The sequence below is a fragment of the Hymenobacter aquaticus genome (assembly GCF_004765605.1).
Lineage (GTDB): Bacteria > Bacteroidota > Bacteroidia > Cytophagales > Hymenobacteraceae > Hymenobacter > Hymenobacter aquaticus.
The window spans coordinates 658,491-676,005 of sequence record NZ_SRLC01000003.1 but is presented as its reverse complement, the minus strand read 5'-3'; the positions used below and the strand labels follow the sequence as shown (position 1 = coordinate 676,005).

At 62.5% G+C, this 17,515-nt stretch carries 18 protein-coding genes; 6 read left to right on the top strand and 12 right to left on the bottom strand.

What is annotated here, in order from left to right:
* Positions 1-235, top strand: a 235-nt coding sequence (locus tag E5K00_RS23005) for a hypothetical protein (protein ID WP_210114357.1), incomplete at its 5' end; no start/stop codon positions are given.
* 247 nt (positions 236-482) lie between these two features.
* Here the strand turns inward: E5K00_RS23005 and E5K00_RS22665 are convergent.
* The 4 genes from E5K00_RS22665 to E5K00_RS22650 all read right to left on the bottom strand — a co-directional run bounded on the left by E5K00_RS22665 (position 483) and on the right by E5K00_RS22650 (position 5,483).
* Positions 483-1,112, bottom strand: a complete 630-nt coding sequence (locus E5K00_RS22665) for a hypothetical protein (RefSeq protein WP_135465582.1) — start codon at positions 1,110-1,112, stop codon at positions 483-485.
* The gene (locus E5K00_RS22660; protein WP_135465581.1) at positions 1,112-1,942 is read right to left on the bottom strand and encodes a metallophosphoesterase family protein; all 831 of its coding nucleotides are present in this window, start codon (positions 1,940-1,942) and stop codon (positions 1,112-1,114) included. Before E5K00_RS22660 ends, E5K00_RS22665 begins: the two co-directional genes overlap by 1 nt.
* A 254-nt stretch (positions 1,943-2,196) precedes the next feature.
* Complete coding sequence (locus E5K00_RS22655) at positions 2,197-3,852, bottom strand: FAD-dependent oxidoreductase (protein WP_135465580.1); 1,656 nt, start codon at positions 3,850-3,852, stop codon at positions 2,197-2,199.
* Positions 3,853-4,082: 230 nt separating this feature from the next.
* On the bottom strand, positions 4,083-5,483 hold the full coding sequence (locus E5K00_RS22650; RefSeq protein WP_135465579.1) for a sensor histidine kinase: 1,401 nt from the start codon (positions 5,481-5,483) through the stop codon (positions 4,083-4,085).
* A 242-nt stretch (positions 5,484-5,725) separates the two neighbouring features.
* Here E5K00_RS22650 and radA point away from each other — a divergent pair, with 242 nt between their 5' ends.
* The 3 genes from radA (at position 5,726) to E5K00_RS22635 (ending at position 9,962) form a co-directional block, all read left to right on the top strand.
* Complete coding sequence (gene radA, locus E5K00_RS22645; protein ID WP_135465578.1) at positions 5,726-7,111, top strand: DNA repair protein RadA; 1,386 nt, start codon at positions 5,726-5,728, stop codon at positions 7,109-7,111.
* Between the two features lie 199 nt (positions 7,112-7,310).
* Positions 7,311-8,780, top strand: a complete 1,470-nt coding sequence (locus tag E5K00_RS22640; RefSeq protein ID WP_135465577.1) for a TlpA family protein disulfide reductase — start codon at positions 7,311-7,313, stop codon at positions 8,778-8,780.
* A 162-nt stretch (positions 8,781-8,942) separates the two neighbouring features.
* Complete coding sequence (locus E5K00_RS22635; RefSeq protein WP_135465576.1) at positions 8,943-9,962, top strand: SPASM domain-containing protein; 1,020 nt, start codon at positions 8,943-8,945, stop codon at positions 9,960-9,962.
* Positions 9,963-10,150: 188 nt separating this feature from the next.
* Here E5K00_RS22635 and E5K00_RS22630 read toward each other — a convergent pair whose 3' ends face one another.
* From E5K00_RS22630 to E5K00_RS22595, 8 genes are all read right to left on the bottom strand, one after another.
* Positions 10,151-10,492 carry a hypothetical protein gene (locus E5K00_RS22630; protein ID WP_135465575.1) on the bottom strand — a complete coding sequence of 114 codons (342 nt, stop codon included), beginning with the start codon at positions 10,490-10,492 and terminating at the stop codon, positions 10,151-10,153.
* Positions 10,493-10,623: 131 nt separating this feature from the next.
* Entirely contained in the window at positions 10,624-10,821 is a 198-nt protein-coding gene (locus E5K00_RS22625) for a FeoB-associated Cys-rich membrane protein (protein ID WP_210114356.1), read from the bottom strand.
* Between the two features lie 194 nt (positions 10,822-11,015).
* On the bottom strand, positions 11,016-11,828 hold the full coding sequence (locus E5K00_RS22620) for an inositol monophosphatase family protein (protein ID WP_135465574.1): 813 nt from the start codon (positions 11,826-11,828) through the stop codon (positions 11,016-11,018).
* Between the two features lie 53 nt (positions 11,829-11,881).
* Positions 11,882-12,079 (bottom strand): hypothetical protein, encoded by a 198-nt coding sequence (locus E5K00_RS22615; RefSeq protein WP_135465573.1) that lies wholly within the window; start codon positions 12,077-12,079, stop codon positions 11,882-11,884.
* 50 nt (positions 12,080-12,129) lie between these two features.
* The gene (gene lnt / locus E5K00_RS22610; protein ID WP_245328403.1) at positions 12,130-13,752 is read right to left on the bottom strand and encodes an apolipoprotein N-acyltransferase; all 1,623 of its coding nucleotides are present in this window, start codon (positions 13,750-13,752) and stop codon (positions 12,130-12,132) included.
* A 37-nt stretch (positions 13,753-13,789) separates the two neighbouring features.
* Positions 13,790-14,488 (bottom strand): 16S rRNA (cytidine(1402)-2'-O)-methyltransferase, encoded by a 699-nt coding sequence (rsmI, locus tag E5K00_RS22605; protein WP_135465571.1) that lies wholly within the window; start codon positions 14,486-14,488, stop codon positions 13,790-13,792.
* 389 nt (positions 14,489-14,877) lie between these two features.
* On the bottom strand, positions 14,878-15,126 hold the full coding sequence (locus E5K00_RS22600; protein ID WP_135465570.1) for a 4a-hydroxytetrahydrobiopterin dehydratase: 249 nt from the start codon (positions 15,124-15,126) through the stop codon (positions 14,878-14,880).
* Positions 15,127-15,301: 175 nt separating this feature from the next.
* Complete coding sequence (locus tag E5K00_RS22595) at positions 15,302-15,871, bottom strand: NADAR family protein (protein ID WP_135465569.1); 570 nt, start codon at positions 15,869-15,871, stop codon at positions 15,302-15,304.
* 108 nt (positions 15,872-15,979) lie between these two features.
* Between E5K00_RS22595 and E5K00_RS22590 the strand changes: the two genes are divergently transcribed.
* Positions 15,980-16,483: a hypothetical protein gene (locus tag E5K00_RS22590; RefSeq protein WP_135465568.1), complete on the top strand. Its 504-nt coding sequence runs from the start codon at positions 15,980-15,982 to the stop codon at positions 16,481-16,483.
* A 268-nt stretch (positions 16,484-16,751) separates the two neighbouring features.
* Positions 16,752-17,483 carry a hypothetical protein gene (locus E5K00_RS22585; protein WP_135465567.1) on the top strand — a complete coding sequence of 244 codons (732 nt, stop codon included), beginning with the start codon at positions 16,752-16,754 and terminating at the stop codon, positions 17,481-17,483.
* Positions 17,484-17,515 lie beyond the last annotated feature (32 nt).

Below are 17,515 nucleotides of genomic sequence, written 5' to 3'. Positions count from 1 at the left end.
CCGCATCCGTTCGATTTGGGAGTGCAAAGGTAAGTACTTCGTTTTCTACTTTCCAAACCAGCTGAAAACTTTTTTTTCGAGCGGTTCTTCCAGTGTCTGTCGCCCCGCCTCCGTTCGATTTGGGAGTGCAAAAGTAGGAAAGAGCATGGAAAATCCAAATCACCAGCCCGTCTTTTTTCTGATTCTACTTGCAGTTTTTTTCTTACGCTCAACTACTGTTGGCGGAATGAGCTGACAATCAAAAAAGTAACATACCCTTACCGCTGTATGTACTTATGGTCAGCGGACCTTCTTTTTCAATAATGAGGATCTGTTCCAGTTCTGTAGCTCTGTAGGTAGTGGTGTGTAAAAAGCCGTCAGCCCCCGATTTAGTAGCTCAGGAGTACTAAATCGGAGGCTGACGGCTTTTCAATTTCGAGGGCGGAATCGATGATAATAGAGCCGTGGCCTATTAGACAGGGCTCTATTATAGTGGTAGGTCCTTAGAAATCGGCTTTAACTCCCAGGCCCAGCACCAAGATTTGGCCCAGACTGAGGCCTTTGGTATTGGTAAGGTAGCTGTGCAGGTACAGATCGTTGGAGCTTAGGTCGTAGTAGAGCGACACGTTGCGGGGGCGACCATTAGCCTTGGCAGGCCGAACGTAGGTGATGCGGCCGCCGGCTAGGGGGCCGTAACGGGTATCGGAAGAAAACCAGTAGTAGTCGCGGGTGTACTGGCCACGCTCTTCATCGTTGAGGGTGCCGTGGGTGTAGCTGAAGTAAGCACCCACGGAAACGGGCTTCAGCTGCCACTTATCGGAGAAGCGGATGGTGAAGGGCGAATACAGGAACTTGGCCGACGCCAGCGTAAGGGTGGACCCAGCGTACTTCTTGGGCACGTAGCCCAGCAGGATGTCCGTATCGACTTTGTCGTTGAAGTAGGTATAGCCCGCGCCGGCCGAAATCATGCCTAGGCCACCGGCCGTTTGGAGCACCACATGCCGGGGGCGGTACCAGGGCTGGGGATTGTCGGCGGGGGGAGCAGTGGGAGACTCGGGCTCGGAAGCCAGGACCAGGCTGGGGGCAAGCAGGGCAGCAGCCAGCGCAACGGGGGTAAAAAGGCGCGGTAGCATTAGAATTTGATCTGTTTTACGCGAAACTGCTTGTCGCCCCACACGGACACGACCATGTAGCGGCGCTCGGAGAAGGCATCGGAGTTGACGTACCACACGCCGTCGTTGTAGGGCTGGGTGACGCTGGAGCTGTGCCGGTGGCCGTTCATTTCGAAGACCAGGTTTTTGGCTTCGCGCAGAGCTTGCACGTAGGGAGCCCGCACGGCCGGATCAAAGTCCTCGTCCTGGGGTGGCACGTGCGTAATCATGATCTGGCGGCGGGCACCCTGCAAGTCGGCCAGCTGCTGGTTGACCCAGGGCATGCTGGGAATGTGCCCGTCGAAGTTGTACTCACGGCCGTTGGTGTCGGTCATGATGAACTTGGTGTCGCCGTAGATAAACGAGTAGTTCAGGGGGCCGAAAATCTCCTGGTAGGCTTCGCGGCCGTTGCCGACGGAGTCGTGGTTGCCGATAACGGTGACGTAGGGTACCTTCAGCTTGCGCAGCTTTTCATTAACCCAGCGCATTTCCTTGGCAAAGCCGAAATCGGAAATGTCGCCGGCTACTATAAGGAAGGAGATGCCGGGCTGCTGGTTGACGCTGGCGACCAGGTCGTCGGCATCGTCGTAGTAGCGCTGGGAGTCGCCGGTGAACACGAAGCGGAGCGTATCGCCGGCGGGCAGTGGCAGCTGGCGGAGCTTGTCCAGGTTTTTAGCCGTCAGGTCCCGCTCGTCGGCGGGGGCCCGGTAGTCGTTGGGGCTAAATTCGAGCAGGTCGCAGCTACTAATCGAGAAAGCAGCGGCTAATAAGAGGAGGGAAGAGTGGGTTCGGGAGCGTAGCGCTTGTAACATGGCCTCGGCACAGTAACGGCAAAAGTGGCCTGTTCAACGGCGAATAGGCACGGCGCTATATACTGCGGAACGCGGCGGCGTGTTTTGCCCCGGCAAGCTGAACCGTGCTGACCGGGGCAGACCGTTTCCTGCTTCCACCGGCTAAGACAAGCTTTAGGCCCGATAAAAGCCTTTTCTGGCAGTCGAACAGATTCTGTTCTTTTTCTGAGTTTCCTCGGAAAACCGCCGAGCCGGCCCTTACCAGGCCCTATGGTTTACTCATCCAGGTACTGGTGCACGAATTTGATGGCCATCGACCCTTCGCCCACCGCCGAGGCCACCCGGGCCATAGCGCCGGCCCGACTGTCGCCGGCGGCGAAGATGCCGGGTACGCAGGTTTCGAGCAGGTAGGGCTCCCGGCTGTGCTTCCAGCTGGTGGCGTAGCGCGGGTCGGCGACCAGGTCGCGGCCGGTGAGCAGGAAGCCTTTGGCGTCGCAGAGGGCCAGGTTGCAGATCCACTCGGTGCTGGGCTTGGCCCCGATGAACACGAAGAGGGCCCGGGCGGGGCGGGCTTCCACCTGCCCTTTGCTTTCCAGGACTACCTCCTCCAGATGATCCTGGCCGCGCACTTCCCGCACCTGAGTGAAGGGCAGAATCTCGATGTTGGGCGTCTGGCTGATCTGCTCGATGAGGTAGGCCGACATGGAGGCGGCCAACGACTCGCCGCGGATGAGGATAAACACCCGGCGGGCGTAGGAAGCCAGGTACATGGCCGCCTGCCCGGCCGAGTTGCCGCCCCCTACTATATATACGTCTTGCTGGTCGCAGGAGCGGGCCTCGGTGCGGGCGGCCCCGTAGTAGACGCCCGCGCCGGTGAGGTGGTCGATGCCGGGCACTTCGAGGGTGCGGTAGCTGACGCCCATCGTCAGGACGACGGCGCGGGTGCGCACCTCGCTGCCGTTGGCCAGGGTCAGGACTTTGTAGCCATCCTGCACGCACATGCTGACGACTTCCTGCGGGGCCAGCAGCTCGGCGCCCAGCCGGATGGCCTGGCTCCAGGCGCGGTGGGCCAGCTCGGCCCCGCTCAGGCCGGTGGGGAAGCCCAGGTAGTTTTCGATGCGGGAGCTGGTGCCGGCCTGCCCACCCGGCGACTGCCGCTCGATAATCAGGGTTTTGAGCCCTTCGGAAGCGCCGTACACGGCCGAGGCCAGCCCCGACGGGCCGGCGCCCACGACGACGACATCGTACAGATCTTGGGAAGCGGTGGCGGCCAGGCCCATGTGGGCGGCCACGTCGGCGCGGGCCGGGCGCGAGAGGGCCGTGCCGTCCTCGAACACCACGACGGGCAAGTCGGCGGACGTGAAGCTGGTCGTGCTCAGTAATATCTGGGCTTCGGGGTTGGCTTCGAAATCGAGCCACTGGTAGGCGGCCATGTAGCCGGCCAGGAAATCCTTGAGCTCGTGGGAAAGCGGCGACCATTGAAAGCCGATGAGGCGCAGGCCCTGAAACCGGGGCCTGTACTGGGCCTGCCAGGCGGCCAGCAAGTCGTGGAGGGTGGGGTAGAGCAGCTCCTGGGGCGGGTCCCAGGGCTTCATCAGGTAATGGTCGAGGCGGGCGTTGTTGATGGCCCGGATGGCGGCTTCGGTATCGGCGTAGGCCGTGAGCAGCACCCGCTTGGCGTCGGGGTAGATGCTACGGGCCTTTTCCAGCAGCTCCACGCCTTCCATTTCGGGCATGCGCTGGTCGGCCAGGATCAGGGCCAGGGGCTCTTCCCGGGCTTTCAGCTCGCGCAGGGTAGCCAAGGCCTCAGCCCCCGACGACGCCCGCAGCACCCGGTAGTCGCGCCGGAACTCGCTGCGCAAATCCCGGTCGATGGCCCCGAGTACCTGCAAGTCGTCATCGACGGCAAGGAGAATAGGTTTCTTTTCCATGGTAGGGCGGCTACTTGAAGTGCCGGTGGCTTTCTTGTTTTTGTTTTATTTCTAGCCTGTTGCGCAAGCTAATTCGGAAGAAAGGCTCCCGTATAGCTTCCGTATAGGCACTGTATAGGCACCCTTTACCCATTCTGGACTTATGCTGAACGGGGCCTATCGGGAAATTACTATTAAGACATCGTGTCATTGCGAGCAGAGCGAAGCAATGATACACCTTCACTCATTCACTATCTCACCACTTCACCGCTGGGCAGCCACACGCAGAACTCGGTGCGGCCGGGCTGGGAGTGGACCTCCAGGCGGCCGCCGTGGTTGCGCACGATGCGCTGGGCAATGTCGAGACCGAGGCCGGTGCCCTCGCCGGCCTGCTTGGTGGTGTAGAAGGGCTCGAAGATACGGGGCAGCACCTCGGGCGCGATGCCGGGGCCGTTGTCGATGACGAAGACCCGCACGAAATCACCTTCCACGGCGGTGCGCAGCGTGATTTCCCCGCCGCTGGGCAGCACGTCGATGGCATTGTCGAGCAGGTTGGTCCAGACCTGGTTGAGGCTGCTGACCTGCCCATGAATGGCGGGCAGCTGGGGGGCGTAGTCGCGCACGAGGCGGATGTTCTTGGCCCGCAGCGCGTAGCTGAGCATGTTCAGGGTGCTTTCCAGCCCGGCTTTTACGTCCAGCTGGGCGTAGTCGCCGCCCCGGTCCATGTGGGAGTAGGTTTTCACGTTCTGGACCAGCGTGCTGATGCGGGAGCCGCTTTCCTGCACGTCGTGAATCAGGCGCAGCATGGTGAGCTGGCCTTCCAGCCAGGCAAAGGCGGCGGGCAAAGCGGCCGGGGGCAGGGCCGCGCCCACGGGCCGGAGCTGCTCCAGGGTCAGGCCCGCCTCCATCAGGCCGGCGGCGAGGCGGTAGCCGTCGGGCACGCCCTGGGCTTCCAGCCAGTCGGCTATTTCGTCTTCCCGGTCGGCGCAGGCCAGTGCCGACAGCAGGCCCGTGGGCGACTGGCCCGGCACCGACAGGGCCGTAAGCGCCTGCAAGGCGGCGGGCGAGGGGCAGTGCCGCACCAGGTCGACGAGCAGGCCGGGCTTGGCGGCAGCCCGCTCGCGCAGGGCTTCGGCCCCGCGGGCAATGGCGGCGGCGGGGTTGTTGAGCTCGTGGGCCAGACCGGCCGAGAGCTTGCCTAGGGCCCGCAGCTTTTCGTCGCGCTCCTGGGCGCGGGCCTCGTCGCGGGCCCGGTCGCTCATCAGGCTCACCAGGCGCTGCACCAGCTCGGGGCTGGCCTGTTCGAGCTGGGGAAACAGGTCGCGGTGCAGCAAGTACAGCACCGTGGGGCCCACCGCCAGGCCATAGCCGCTGATGGTGCGCAGGCGGGAGTAGGGCAGCACCCCGCTCACGCTGCCCGCGTCGATGCGGAAGCGGGGCTCCCGGTTGCCGTTCAGCACCGAGTAGAACTGGATGCCGCCCTGCAGCACGGCCATCATGTACTCGGCCACGTCGCCGGGCTGCACCACGGCTTCGCCGTCGGCTACCTCGCGCCGCTCGCCGTGCGCCAGCAGCCAGGCCAGCGTGTCGGGCGGCAGGTCGTTGAAAATCGGAATGACCAGAAGGTCGGCCGGGGTGAGGGCAGCAGGCATGGCAGCGGGTCGTTAGCGGGAGGGAATATAGGAGAAACCACCTGGATGGGCCCCGGGTTTGGCCGCCCGCCGGTAGCCAAGCGCACAGCGAAACGCCCGCGGGGCGGGAGGCATTGGGCACGGTGCCGTTGCGTCGGCCGCCCCCGCCGGCCAGGACGGGAAAGCCGGCTAAAAACTCCGTTCTTGCCAAACTATTTAGCCGCGCCCCGCATTTCTTTAGTTTACCCTTCCGCTTCTTCTTCATGGCCAAACTCAAGACTCTTTATTTCTGTCAGAACTGCGGGGCCCAATCGGCCAAGTGGATCGGGCGCTGCCCCAGCTGCGGCGAGTGGAACACCTACGTGGAGGAGGTCATCCAGAAGGAAGACACCCAGGCGGCCGGCTCCTGGAAGCCGCCCACGTCGAGCCCCGGCGGCAAAACCGTGACCAAGCCCCGGCCCATCGGCGAGATTCACTACGAGGAGGAGTCGCGCTTCGACACCAACGACGGGGAGCTGAACCGCGTGCTGGGCGGCGGCCTCGTGCCCGGTTCCCTGGTGCTCATCGGCGGCGAGCCGGGCATCGGCAAAAGCACGCTGATGCTGCAGATTGCCATGAGCCTGCGGCAGATGAAGGTGCTCTACATCTCGGGCGAGGAAAGTGAGCAGCAGATCAAGATGCGGGCCGAGCGGCTCGGGCCCCAGCACCCGCAGTGCTACATCCTGACCGAAACCAACACCCAGAACATCTTTAAGCAGATTGATCAGCTCCAGCCCAACGTGGTCATCGTCGACTCCATCCAGACCCTGCACTCGGGGCTGGTCGAGTCGGGGGCGGGCTCGGTGAGCCAGGTGCGCGAGTGCACCGCCGAGCTGCTGAAGTACGCCAAGGAAACCGGCGTGCCGGTGCTGCTCATCGGCCACATCACCAAAGACGGCTCCATTGCCGGCCCCAAGATTCTGGAGCACATGGTCGACACCGTGCTGCAGTTTGAGGGCGACCGGCACCTCTCCTACCGGATTCTGCGCACCACCAAGAACCGCTTCGGCAGCACCTCGGAGCTGGGCATCTACGAAATGCAGGGCACGGGCCTGCGGCAGGTGAGCAACCCGTCGGAAATTCTGCTCAGCCAGCGCACCGAAAGCCTGAGCGGCATGGCCATCGGGGCCACCCTGGAAGGCAACCGGCCGCTGCTGGTGGAAGTGCAGGCCCTCGTGACGCCCGCCACCTACGGCACGCCCCAGCGCTCGGCCACCGGCTTCGACGCCAAGCGCCTGAACATGCTGCTGGCCGTGCTCGAAAAGCGCAGCGGCCTGCGCCTGGGCCAGCACGACGTATTCCTCAATATTGCCGGCGGCCTGCGCCTCGACGACCCGGCCCTGGACGTAGCCGTGTGCGCGGCCGTGGTGTCGTCCTTGAACGACTTGCCGATTCCGGGCAACGTGTGTCTGGCGGCCGAAGTGGGGTTGAGCGGGGAAATCCGGGCGGTGAGCCGGCTGGATCAGCGCCTGTCGGAAGCCGAGAAGCTGGGCTTCCGGGAAATGTACATCTCCCAGTTCAACGCCCGGGGCCTGGATCTGGCCCGCTACGGAATCAGAGCTCAACCGGTAGGCCGCCTGGATGAAGTCCTGAGCGGATTATTCGGGTAAAACCTTCAAAACGTTGGCTCTGAAGGTGCGCTACGAAAAAAGCCAAAATCTGGATTGGACTTTCTCAACCTGAATGCCGTATCTTCGGTATAAGAATTGGCTTTTCCCGCGAAAACCTATGGTTGCACGGTTTTTACCAACGCCGGCTGGGTTAAAGCTAATTCTTTGCATGACTAGCCCTTGATACCCCCCCCTACCGATGGCATATTCTTTCCGCTTCTATAAAACTGGCTTGCTCGCCGCGGCGCTGCTTGCGTTGCCCCTGGTGGGCCGGGCGCAGGGCACCGTGACGCTGACCGGCAAAATCAGTAGCAAGACCAACGACACGGTGGCCGTGTCCGTGCGCGAAAGTCCGCTGGACCCCAAGGAGCAGATTACCTACGCCCGGGTGGACAACCGCGGGGAGTTTCGGCTGGCCCTGACGGTAAACGGCCCCACCAAGGCCGACCTGGTGTACGGCGACGACGTGGCCAGCCTGTTTCTGGAGCCCGGCAACGCCATGGAAATCCGCTTCAAGGGCAAGGACATGTCCTCGTCGGTCAGCTTCAAGGGCAAGGGGGCTGAGGCCAATACCTACCTGGCCGAGCTGGATGAGCGGTTTGTGGAAAACGACGGTTTTCAGGTGCTGCCCGACAACATCAACCTCTACGAGGCCCCGTTCCTGTCGTTTCTGGACTACCGCCGCAAGGAGGAAAAGAAGTTTCTCGAGAACTACGCCCAGGACAACCCGCTGAGCCCCGCCTTTAAGGAGTATGCCAAGGCCGAAATCGAGTACAGCTACGCCAACGACCGGCTTACCTTCCAGGATCTGCGGGAGCAGGTGGTAGCTACCGAGGGCCGGCTGAAGATGACGCCGACCTACTACGAATTCCTCAACGACAAGGCCCTGGTGAACAACCCCGGCGCGCTGCAGAACGAGCAGTACCAAGAGTTCCTGATCAACTATATTCACTACCTGGCCGTTGCCAGCAACCACCAGCGCTCCGACCCGGACTTCTACCAGGTGTGCTACGACATGGCCAAGAAGCAGCTGGCCGACCCGGTGCGGGCCATCATCATGGGGCGGGTGTTGCAGGAGTCGTTCCGCTTTGGCCACGTGAAGCAGTCGGCGGCCATGCTGGAGAACTACCGCAGCATCGACGCCCAAAACCAGTTTTACCCCGTGCTGCAGCACGACTTCGAAACCCACAAGGCCTTTGCCATCGGCGCCCCGGCCCCGGCGTTCAAGCTCGTGTCGGCCACCGGCGACAGTGTGACGCTGCGGCAGTTTGCCGGCAAGCTGGTGTACATCAACTTCTGGCGCACCACCAGCGGCCTGTGCCTGCGCGACCTGCCCTACGCGGCCGACCTGGCGAAAAAGTTTGACGGCAAGAACATCGTGTTTCTCAACGTGGCCCTCGACGAAAACGAGCCGGCCTGGAAGCAGCTGGTTATCGGCAAGAAGCTGCCGGGCGTGCACGTGCGGGCCACGGGCGGCATGCGCTCCGCCATTGCCCGGGCCTACGCCATCCAGGACGTGCCGGCCTATTTCCTGCTGGCCGAGGATGGTACCTTCCTCAATACCAAGCCAAAGCGCCTGAGCAGCCGCGCCGCCGTCGACGAAATCAAGGAGTCGTTTGGCAAGGCCTCGACCTACAGCAGCACGCTACCGGCCTCGGCCGGCAAGTAACGCCCGGCGCCCTTCTCATCAGTCTTTAAAACGCCTTCCGGAGAAACTCCGGGAGGCGTTTTGCCTTTCCGGCCCGACGAATACCGGTTGGCGGCCAAACTCTTTTGCCCGCGCCGGAGTTACTTGCCGCACTTCGGCTGCTGTTGCCGACCTTTACCGCGCATGGCATCCACTCTCACCGACGGTCTGAATTTCCTTTCCAAGCTCACCCCGCGCCGGGCCCTGAATACGGCGCAGGTGGTGGGCGGCTACGCCCTGAGCAAGCTCACGGGCAAGGCCCGGCACTGGGGCCTGCCGCTGGCCCTGAGCTTTGAGCCCACCACCAGCTGCAACCTGCGCTGCCCGGAGTGCCCCAGCGGCCTGCGCAGCTTCACGCGCCCCACCGGCATGCTGCCCGACGCGCTGTTCAAGCGCACCATCGACGAGCTGCATAAGCGCCTGTGGTACCTGATTTTCTACTTCCAGGGCGAGCCGTACCTGCACCCCAACTTCCTGGACTTGGTGAAGTACGCCGCCGACAAAGGCATCTACACCGCTACCAGCACCAACGCCCACTACCTCAACGACCAGAATGCCCGCCGCACGGTGGAGTCGGGGCTCGACCGGCTGATTATCTCCCTCGACGGCACCACCCAGGACGTGTACCAGCAGTACCGGGTGGGCGGCAAGCTCGACAAGGTGCTGGAGGGCACCAAAAACGTGGTAAAGTGGCGGAAGGAGCTGAAGTCGAGCACCCCGCGCATCATCTTCCAGTTCCTGGTGGTGCGGCCCAACGAGCACCAGATTGAGGACGCCAAGCAGCTGGCCAAGGACCTGGGCGTGGACGACGTGTGGTTTAAAACCGCCCAGATCTACGATTACCAGCAAGGCTCCCCCCTCATCCCGACCATCGACTACTACTCGCGCTACGAGAACAACAACGGCACCTGGAGCATCAAGAACAAGCTGGTGAACCACTGCTGGAAGATGTGGCACAGCTGCGTCATCACCTGGGACGGCCTGGTGGTGCCCTGCTGCTTCGACAAAGACGCCGAGTACCGGCAGGGCGACCTGAAAACCGAAACCTTCCGCCAGCTCTGGCACGGCCCGAAGTACCAACGCTTCCGCGCCTCCCTGCTCAAAGGCCGGGACCAGATTGACATGTGCCGCAACTGCACCGAAGGCACGAAAGTGTGGGGATGAAGTGAGGTGGTGAGATAGTGAAATGGTGAGCCGACGTCCCGGCGGCGCAGGTGGCGCGCTCGGAATGTCAACTCACCATTTTATTAGGCAGGTATTAAGTCAAATAGGAAGTGGTGAGCCGATGTTCCAGTAGCGCAAATAGCGTATGCGGCACTGTAACTCACCATTTCACCACTTCACTACTTCACCTACTTGTGCGCCTTCTTCAGGTTCTTGCCCAGATCATCGACTTTGCGCAGGAACTCGTCCGTATCGGCGTCGGCGTAGGTGCCGAAGGAGTTGGAGATGGTGCCCCGCACGCCGTCGGCGCACTCAATGGCGTAGAGAATCGACATGTCGTCGGGGTCACTTTCTCCCTCGAAGCGGTAGAAGTCCACGATGGTTACTTCCTCGGGGCCGTAGCTTTTCTTGGAGTCGTTGTTGATGGTTTCCAGGCGGCCTTCGCACACGTTAAAATCCTGCGTGAAGCCGTCGGCATTCAGCTTTTTCTCCACGTTGATCAGCGAGCGTTCTTCTTCTTTGTCTTGCATGGTAGTAGGGGTTCGGGTTGGCAGGGCGGCGTTTGGTGGTTGGGAAAGGAACGGAAAAACAAAGCCCCCGTGCCCGCTATACGCAGCAGGCACGGGGGCAGGTTGTCCGAAGTTGAAAAGGCCGAAGCGGGCTAGTGAGCCGCGGTCTGAGCAGCCGCCTTTTCAATCGTTTTTTGCAGCCGGTCGACGTCGATGGTACCGCAGGCCCCGCCGCAGCCTTTGGCGCAGCCGGTAGCGGTTTTGACAAAGAAAGCCCGCCAGAAGATGCGGCCCACGTAGAACGTAGCCGCTAGGAACAGCAGGGCAATGATGGTGTATTGCAGAATCATAACGAGCACAAAACTACGATGCTGACGGAAAAGTTTGCGGGCAATATGCTAATGTGCTAATGTGGGAAATGTGCTGATGTGCTAATGTGGGAAATGTGCTGATGTGCTAATGTGGGAAATGTGTTTATGTGAGGAATGCGCTAATGCGGGGAATTAGCACATCAGCACATTCCTCACATTAGCACATTAAAAAACTACCGCCAGAACTCCCCGATGGTTTGCTGCATCTGCTCGTGCACGAGGCCGTTGCTGGCTACCACCTGGCGGCCGAAGAGTGGGTCGCCGTCTTCCAGGAACTGCGTGACGCGGCCCCCGGCCTCGCGCACCAGCAGGATGCCGGCCGCCACGTCGTAGGAGTTAAGGTTGAACTCGAAGAACCCCTCGAAGCGGCCGGCGGCTACCCAGGCCAAATCGGCGGCGGCCGAGCCGACGCGGCGCACGCCGTGGGTGCGCTGCATGAAGGCGCCCAGCACCTGTAGGTACTCGTCGAGCCGGCCGAACTGGGTGTAAGGGAAGCCGGTGGCAATGAGGGACTCGCCCAGCGTGGCCGCGTCGGAAACCCGGATGGGCTGCTCGTTGCAGAAGGCCCCGCCGCCGCGCACGGCCCGGAACGTCTCGTCGCGGGTGACTTCGTACACCACCCCGGCCGCCAGCTCGCCGTGGTGGAGCAGGGCCACGCTCACGCAGTAGCAGGGCAGGCCGTGCACGAAGTTGGTGGTGCCGTCGAGCGGGTCGATAATCCAGGTGTAGTCGGTGCCGGCGCTGGTGGCCTGGCTGCTGCCGCCGGTGGTGCCTTCCTCCGTGATAAAGCCCGCCTCGGGCAGCAGCTCGCGCAGGCCGGCCACCAGGCGCCGCTCCGTTTCCTGATCCACGTAGGAAACCAGGTCGTGCTTGCCTTTCGTTTCGACGCGGCTCCGGTCGAAGGCGGCGGCTTCCTGCCGGATAAACTGGCCGGCGCGGCGGCATACGTCGGCCAGGCCGAGGCTGAGTGGGGTGAAGTCGGTCATGAGGAAGCTATACTATTCCGGGCCGGAGCCGGCGGTTTGATGGAAGGCAAAGGTTAGCGCAGCTGCACCAGCAGCAGGGCCGAGTAGGCGGCCACGATGATGATTACGGCCCGGCGCATGGTGCGGCCGGTGGTGGCCCGCCACTGGTCGTCGACGTTCGGCCGGGGCTTACCCAGCAGGTCTTTGCCCTCGGCCATGCGGTAAAACCAGAACATGAGGGTGTAGAAGAACAGCGGCAGAAAAGGCTCCATCGGGGGCGCGGAAAAACGAGAAAAGAGAAAGACGCAGCCGGAAACCCCGTCTACGCCGGCCGGGCCACCGACTCCTGAGCCTCCACCGGCTTGGTGCCAAACCGCCGGTTCAGCGCCATTACCAGCAGGCCGATGAGCAGCAAGACGGCCAGTACCTGCGCGGCCGGCCCGATCAGCTCGCCGTGCCGCACGTAGAACGTCTGCTCGGTATTGAGGTGCACCACGCCCCGGCTGGCGGCCGGCACCCAGGCGGTTTCGCGCTGAAACAGCTCACCCTTCTGGTTGATAAAGCCGGTGAAGCCCGTGTTGGCGGAGCGGGCCAGGTCGCGGCGGGTTTCGATGCAGCGCAGGGCGCCGTAGCGCAGCAGCTGCCGGTAGCCGGGCGAATCGTGCCACCAAGCGTCGTTGGTAAACAAGCCCAGCAGCGTAGCGCCGCGCTGCACGTATTCGGCCGTGAAGTCGCCGTAAATCGACTCGTAGCAGATCAGCGGGGCCACGCGCAGGTCGGGGGCGCCGGCGGGAGCGGCAAACACGGTGCGCTCATCCTGGCTGCCGTAGCTGCCCACGGTGCCGCCCAGGTCGATGTGGGCAATGAGGGAGGTGAGCAGGGGCGGAATCTTCTCCACGCCCGGCACCAGGCGCGACTTATGGTAAAACTCGATGGGGGCCACCGCGTCGCGGAAGTAGGCCCCGCTGTTGAACACGTCGTAGTAGCCCATGTCGTCGCGGTGCCGGGCTGTGACGCTGGCCGCCGCCGCGTTGGGGTACATCACCACGCTAGTAATGCCCGTGAGCAAGGCCACGCCAGGGTGCTGCGCCAGCCACTGCCGCACCCGTACGATCTTGGGGTTGGCTTCAATCTGCTGCTCAAAGTAATATTCTTCCAGCGCCGTTTCGGGCCAGATAACCAGCCTAGTGTTGGGCGTGAGCTTCTGCTCGGTGAGGCGCAGCAGGCGGGTCAGCTGCTCGTCGTAGGGCACGAAGTTGGCCTTGCCCTGAAACTTCTCAGTGTAGGGGTCCACGTTGGGCTGCACCACCACCACTTCCAGGGCCGGGCCTTCTTCCTGCCAGCGGCTCCCGATAAACCACGACAGCAGCAGCGGCAGCCCCGCGGCCAGCGCCGCCGCGCCCAGCAGACCGGGCCGGAAAGACCGGGCGGCGGGCACGTTGCCCGACCGGCCCCAGATACCCAGAAACACCAGCAGGTTCACGGCCCAAATCCAGACGGAGCCGCCCAGGAAGCCGGTGTACTCGTACCACTGCACGAAGGCCGTGGCCTCGGCAAAGCCGTTGCCCAGCGTCAGCCAGGGCCAGGTGAGGTCCCAGTGCAGGTGCAGCTGCTCGAAGGCAATCCAGTAGATGGGCAGCGACAGGTAGCCCAGCCGGGGCCCCAGCAGGCGCTTGGTGTGGTAAAAGGCCATCAGCGGCGCGCTCATCATCAGGGCGTTGCAGACGACGGCCGTGATGCCCCCGCCCAGCGTGGCGTAGCTGACCCACCACGTCACGAAGGCGTTCCAGAGCACCAGCGTGAGGTAGCTGTAGCGAAACACCTTCCAGCCGCTACTCCCCCGCGCCACCAGCAGCTGCTCCAGGCGCAGGTAGGGCACCCAGGCCACCAGCAGCAGCAAGGCCAGCGGGGCCGGATGCACCGGCCAGCCAATCCACAACAACACGGCCGTGAGCAACGCCAGCCCCGCCGGCGCCCACGGGCTATTCCCGGTTTCCTTGTACGACAACAACGATTTCGCCTTTAATAGAGGTACGACCCGCAAACTCGGCGGCCAGCTCGGCCAGCGTCCCGTTCACGGTTTCTTCAAATAGTTTGGTCAGCTCCCGGCTCACGGAAGCCAGTCGCTCGGGCCCGAACGCCTCGCTGAGCTGCTCCAGCGTCTTGACGATGCGGTGGGGCGACTCGTAGAAAATCATGGTGCGGGTTTCGGGCTGCAACTCCCGGATGCGGGTCTGCCGGCCTTTCTTCACCGGCAGAAAGCCTTCGAACGTGAACCGCTCGGCCCCAAACCCGGACTTAAGCAACGCCGGCACGAAGGCCGTGGCCCCGGGCAGGCACTCCACCTTCAGCCCCCGGGCCAGGCACTCGCGCACCAACAAAAAGCCGGGGTCAGAAATTCCGGGCGTGCCCGCATCCGATACCAGGGCCATTTTCTCGCCCTTCTCGATGCGGTCCAGCACCCGCTGCACGGTCTGGTGCTCGTTGTGCAGGTGGTAGCTGAGCATGGGCTTTTTCAGGCCCAGGTGCTGCATCAGCCGGCCGCTGGTGCGGGTGTCCTCGGCCAGTACCACGTCGACCTCGCCCAGAATGCGGATGGCCCGCAGGGTAATATCCTCCAGGTTGCCGATGGGCGTGGGCACGAGGTACAGAACGGTAGGCGTTTCAGACGGGTCAGACATAAAGGCAAAGGTAACACGCCGCCGCGCTCCGCCCCGCCCCCCGGCTTTCTATGCACGAAAGACGGTTTTCAATACATCTTAACCTACCACCGATACACAGGACTGGCACTTATATACAACGAAGTCCCATTTATATGCACGGAAGCCGGATTTATATGTACGGAAGCCAAACTTAGATGCACGGAAGCCGAACTTAGATGCACATAAGCCGAACTTAGATGCACGGAAGCCAAATTTGTATACAGCGAAGCCGAACTTAGATGCACGGAAGCCAGATTCTTATATAGCGAACCTACTCTTAGATAGATCGAAGTCAAACTTATATACATCGAAGCCACACTTAGATATACCGAAGCCCTTTTTCTATACACGCAAGCAGCAGGCCCACACTACGCTACGCCGTGCCGCGCGGCCACGGCATCAATGGCGGCGGCCAGCCGATGGTCGCGCGGCGTGACGGTATTGCCCGCGTCGTGGGTGCGCAGGCGGAACTCCACCCGGCCGTACTCGTTGGCCCACCACGGATGATGGTCCAGCCGCTCGGCCTCGGCGGCCACGTCGGTCATAAAGGCCCAGGCCGCCGTGAAGTCGGCAAACTGGAACGTGCGGGTCAGGCTGTTGTCGTGTTCGGTCCACATGCGGGCAAGGGAGTAAGAGGTGAGTTGGTGTACACGCTGTAGAGACGCAACATCTTGCGTCTCGTCGTTGAACGACTCGCGGAAGGATTGTTCACTGATATCGTTCAACGACGAGACGCAAGATGTTGCGTCTCTACCTCCGCTACCAGGCCTATACACTACCCTGGCAATTGCTCTAAGCAGTTAGCAGGTCGCGTACTTCCATCAGGGCAAAGCCCAGCAGGTTGAGCCCGCGCCACGTCTGCGGCGTAGCGGCGTCGGGGTGGTCCTGGGCCAGGCCGATGCCCCAGATGGCATCCACGGGGCTGGCCTCGACCAGCACCCGGCTGCCCGTGGTCAGCAGAAAATCCCGCAAGGCCGGGTGTTGGGAAAACTTGGCCACGTTGCCCCGCACCACGATGCCAAACCGCTCCGCCAGCCAGGTTGCCTCGTCGAAGTTCCGGATCTGGCGGCCCAGGCGTTTGGCATCGTTGGGGTGGCTGGCGGCAATAACGGCGGCCCGGGTAGCTTCGTCGCCGAAGAGGCGGGCTTTTTCGGCCATCATGTAGTGCTCGGCAGTGGCGTAGCGGTGGTCGGCGAGCTGGAAAGCCGCCGGGTACCATTGGCTGAAGCACTCCTTGCCGACGCTGCCCGCGCTGCCGGTGTGGCCCCAGAAATACAGGTATTTAAACGACTGGCCCGCTTCGAGGTCGGCCACCAGAGCCGGCAGTTCGGGCGGGGAAGGGGAGAAAATGGAATTTATCATAGCACCCGCAGTTTACACCGATTTGCGGCAGCACAAAGCACAACCCTGGGCCGGGAAACCTAGTACACTTCCCTACCACCCGATCTTCCCCTTAACCAACCGACCCTTATGGCTATTGACCCCAATGACCGCCCCGTGCGGGTCATCAACGACGACACCACCAACGAGGAGTTTCAGGCCGGCCACATCATTCCCGGCGCTGATCCGCCCAAGAACGAAGCGGCCCGCGGCGGCTTCGGCAACCGCGACGGCAAGGAAGGCTTCGGCACCGACAGCGGCAACGGCAGCACGGCCGTGTCGGTCAACGAAGACGCTGACCGCCCCGACCACCCCGCCGACAACATCCGCACCGCCGACGAAGGTGCCGACCAGCGCCCCAACCAGGACTTGCCCTCCGACGACGACCTCGACCAGCGCCGCGTGGCATCACCCGCCGACGAGCTGGACGCCGACGACCGCCGCGGCCGGGACGAAATGCAGAACCCCAACTCGCGCGTCGGCATGGGCCAGATGGAGCAGGTGCAGCCCGACCCTTCGAAAGTAGGTGCCACCACCCAGACCAACGCCGAGCTGACCGACCCCAACGCCACCGACACGGCCATCGACCAGTAACCCGATGCGCTGCTAAGTCGCCCTACGGCTAAGCCGTAGAACTTACTACCCGACCACCCGCCCAATGCGCCTGGCCCACGAGTATTCCTCGTGCGTCAGGCGCATTGCCGTTTCCGGGCCCTGGGTTTCGGGTCGCCGGTTTATCACCCGAAACGGGGTGTTGGTGTAATAAACTTTCCGGCCCTGCGCTTCGCCCTAATCTTTACGGCATACCTCTATCCCCAATCGGTCTGTTGCAAACCGCCCTTTCTCATCTACTGGTTGCCTTATGAAGCTGAAACACCTACTCCGCCCCTTACTCGTTGCCGCCACAGTAGCCGGCGTGACCTCTGCCGCCCAGGCCCAGGAGCTGAAAACCTACGCGCCCAACTCGCACATGTCGCTCACGCTGGGCTCGGCTTTTTCCACCAACCTGTGGAGCACGTCCTACATCGGCTTCAACCTCAACAAAAGCGGCCTGTGGAACAGCGACTGGCGCACCGACTCGGACGGCACCAGCAACGGCGCGGGCGGCATCGTGGGCCTGAATAACGGCACCCTGGCGTTTTTGGCCGTGCCCGACAACAACCCAGCCGGCGGCGGGCGTATCCTGTCCGACGTCAGCATGCCTTCCTTCATCAAGATGCGGCTGCACCCCTCGGGCATGCTGCAGCTCGGCGACAAAACCGCCCAGGGCATGCACCAGGATGCCAAGCTCTCGGTGTACGGCAAAATCACGGCTAACTCGCTCTACATCCTGGCCGACAACCCCACGAACTGGGCCGACTACGTGTTTGCCAAAGGCTACAAGCTCACGCCCCTGCGCGAGCTGGAAGCCTACGTGCAGAAAAACCAGCACCTGCCCGAAATCCCGACCACGGCCGAGGTGACGGCCAACGGCGTGAACCTGGGCGAAATGAACGTGCTGCTGCTCAAGAAAGTGGAGGAGCTGACCCTGCACCTGATCGAGATGGACAAGAAGCTGGAAGCCCTGAGCGCCCAGCAAGCTGGCAAGCAATAATATTTCGGACACCAGTCATCACATAGTCAACA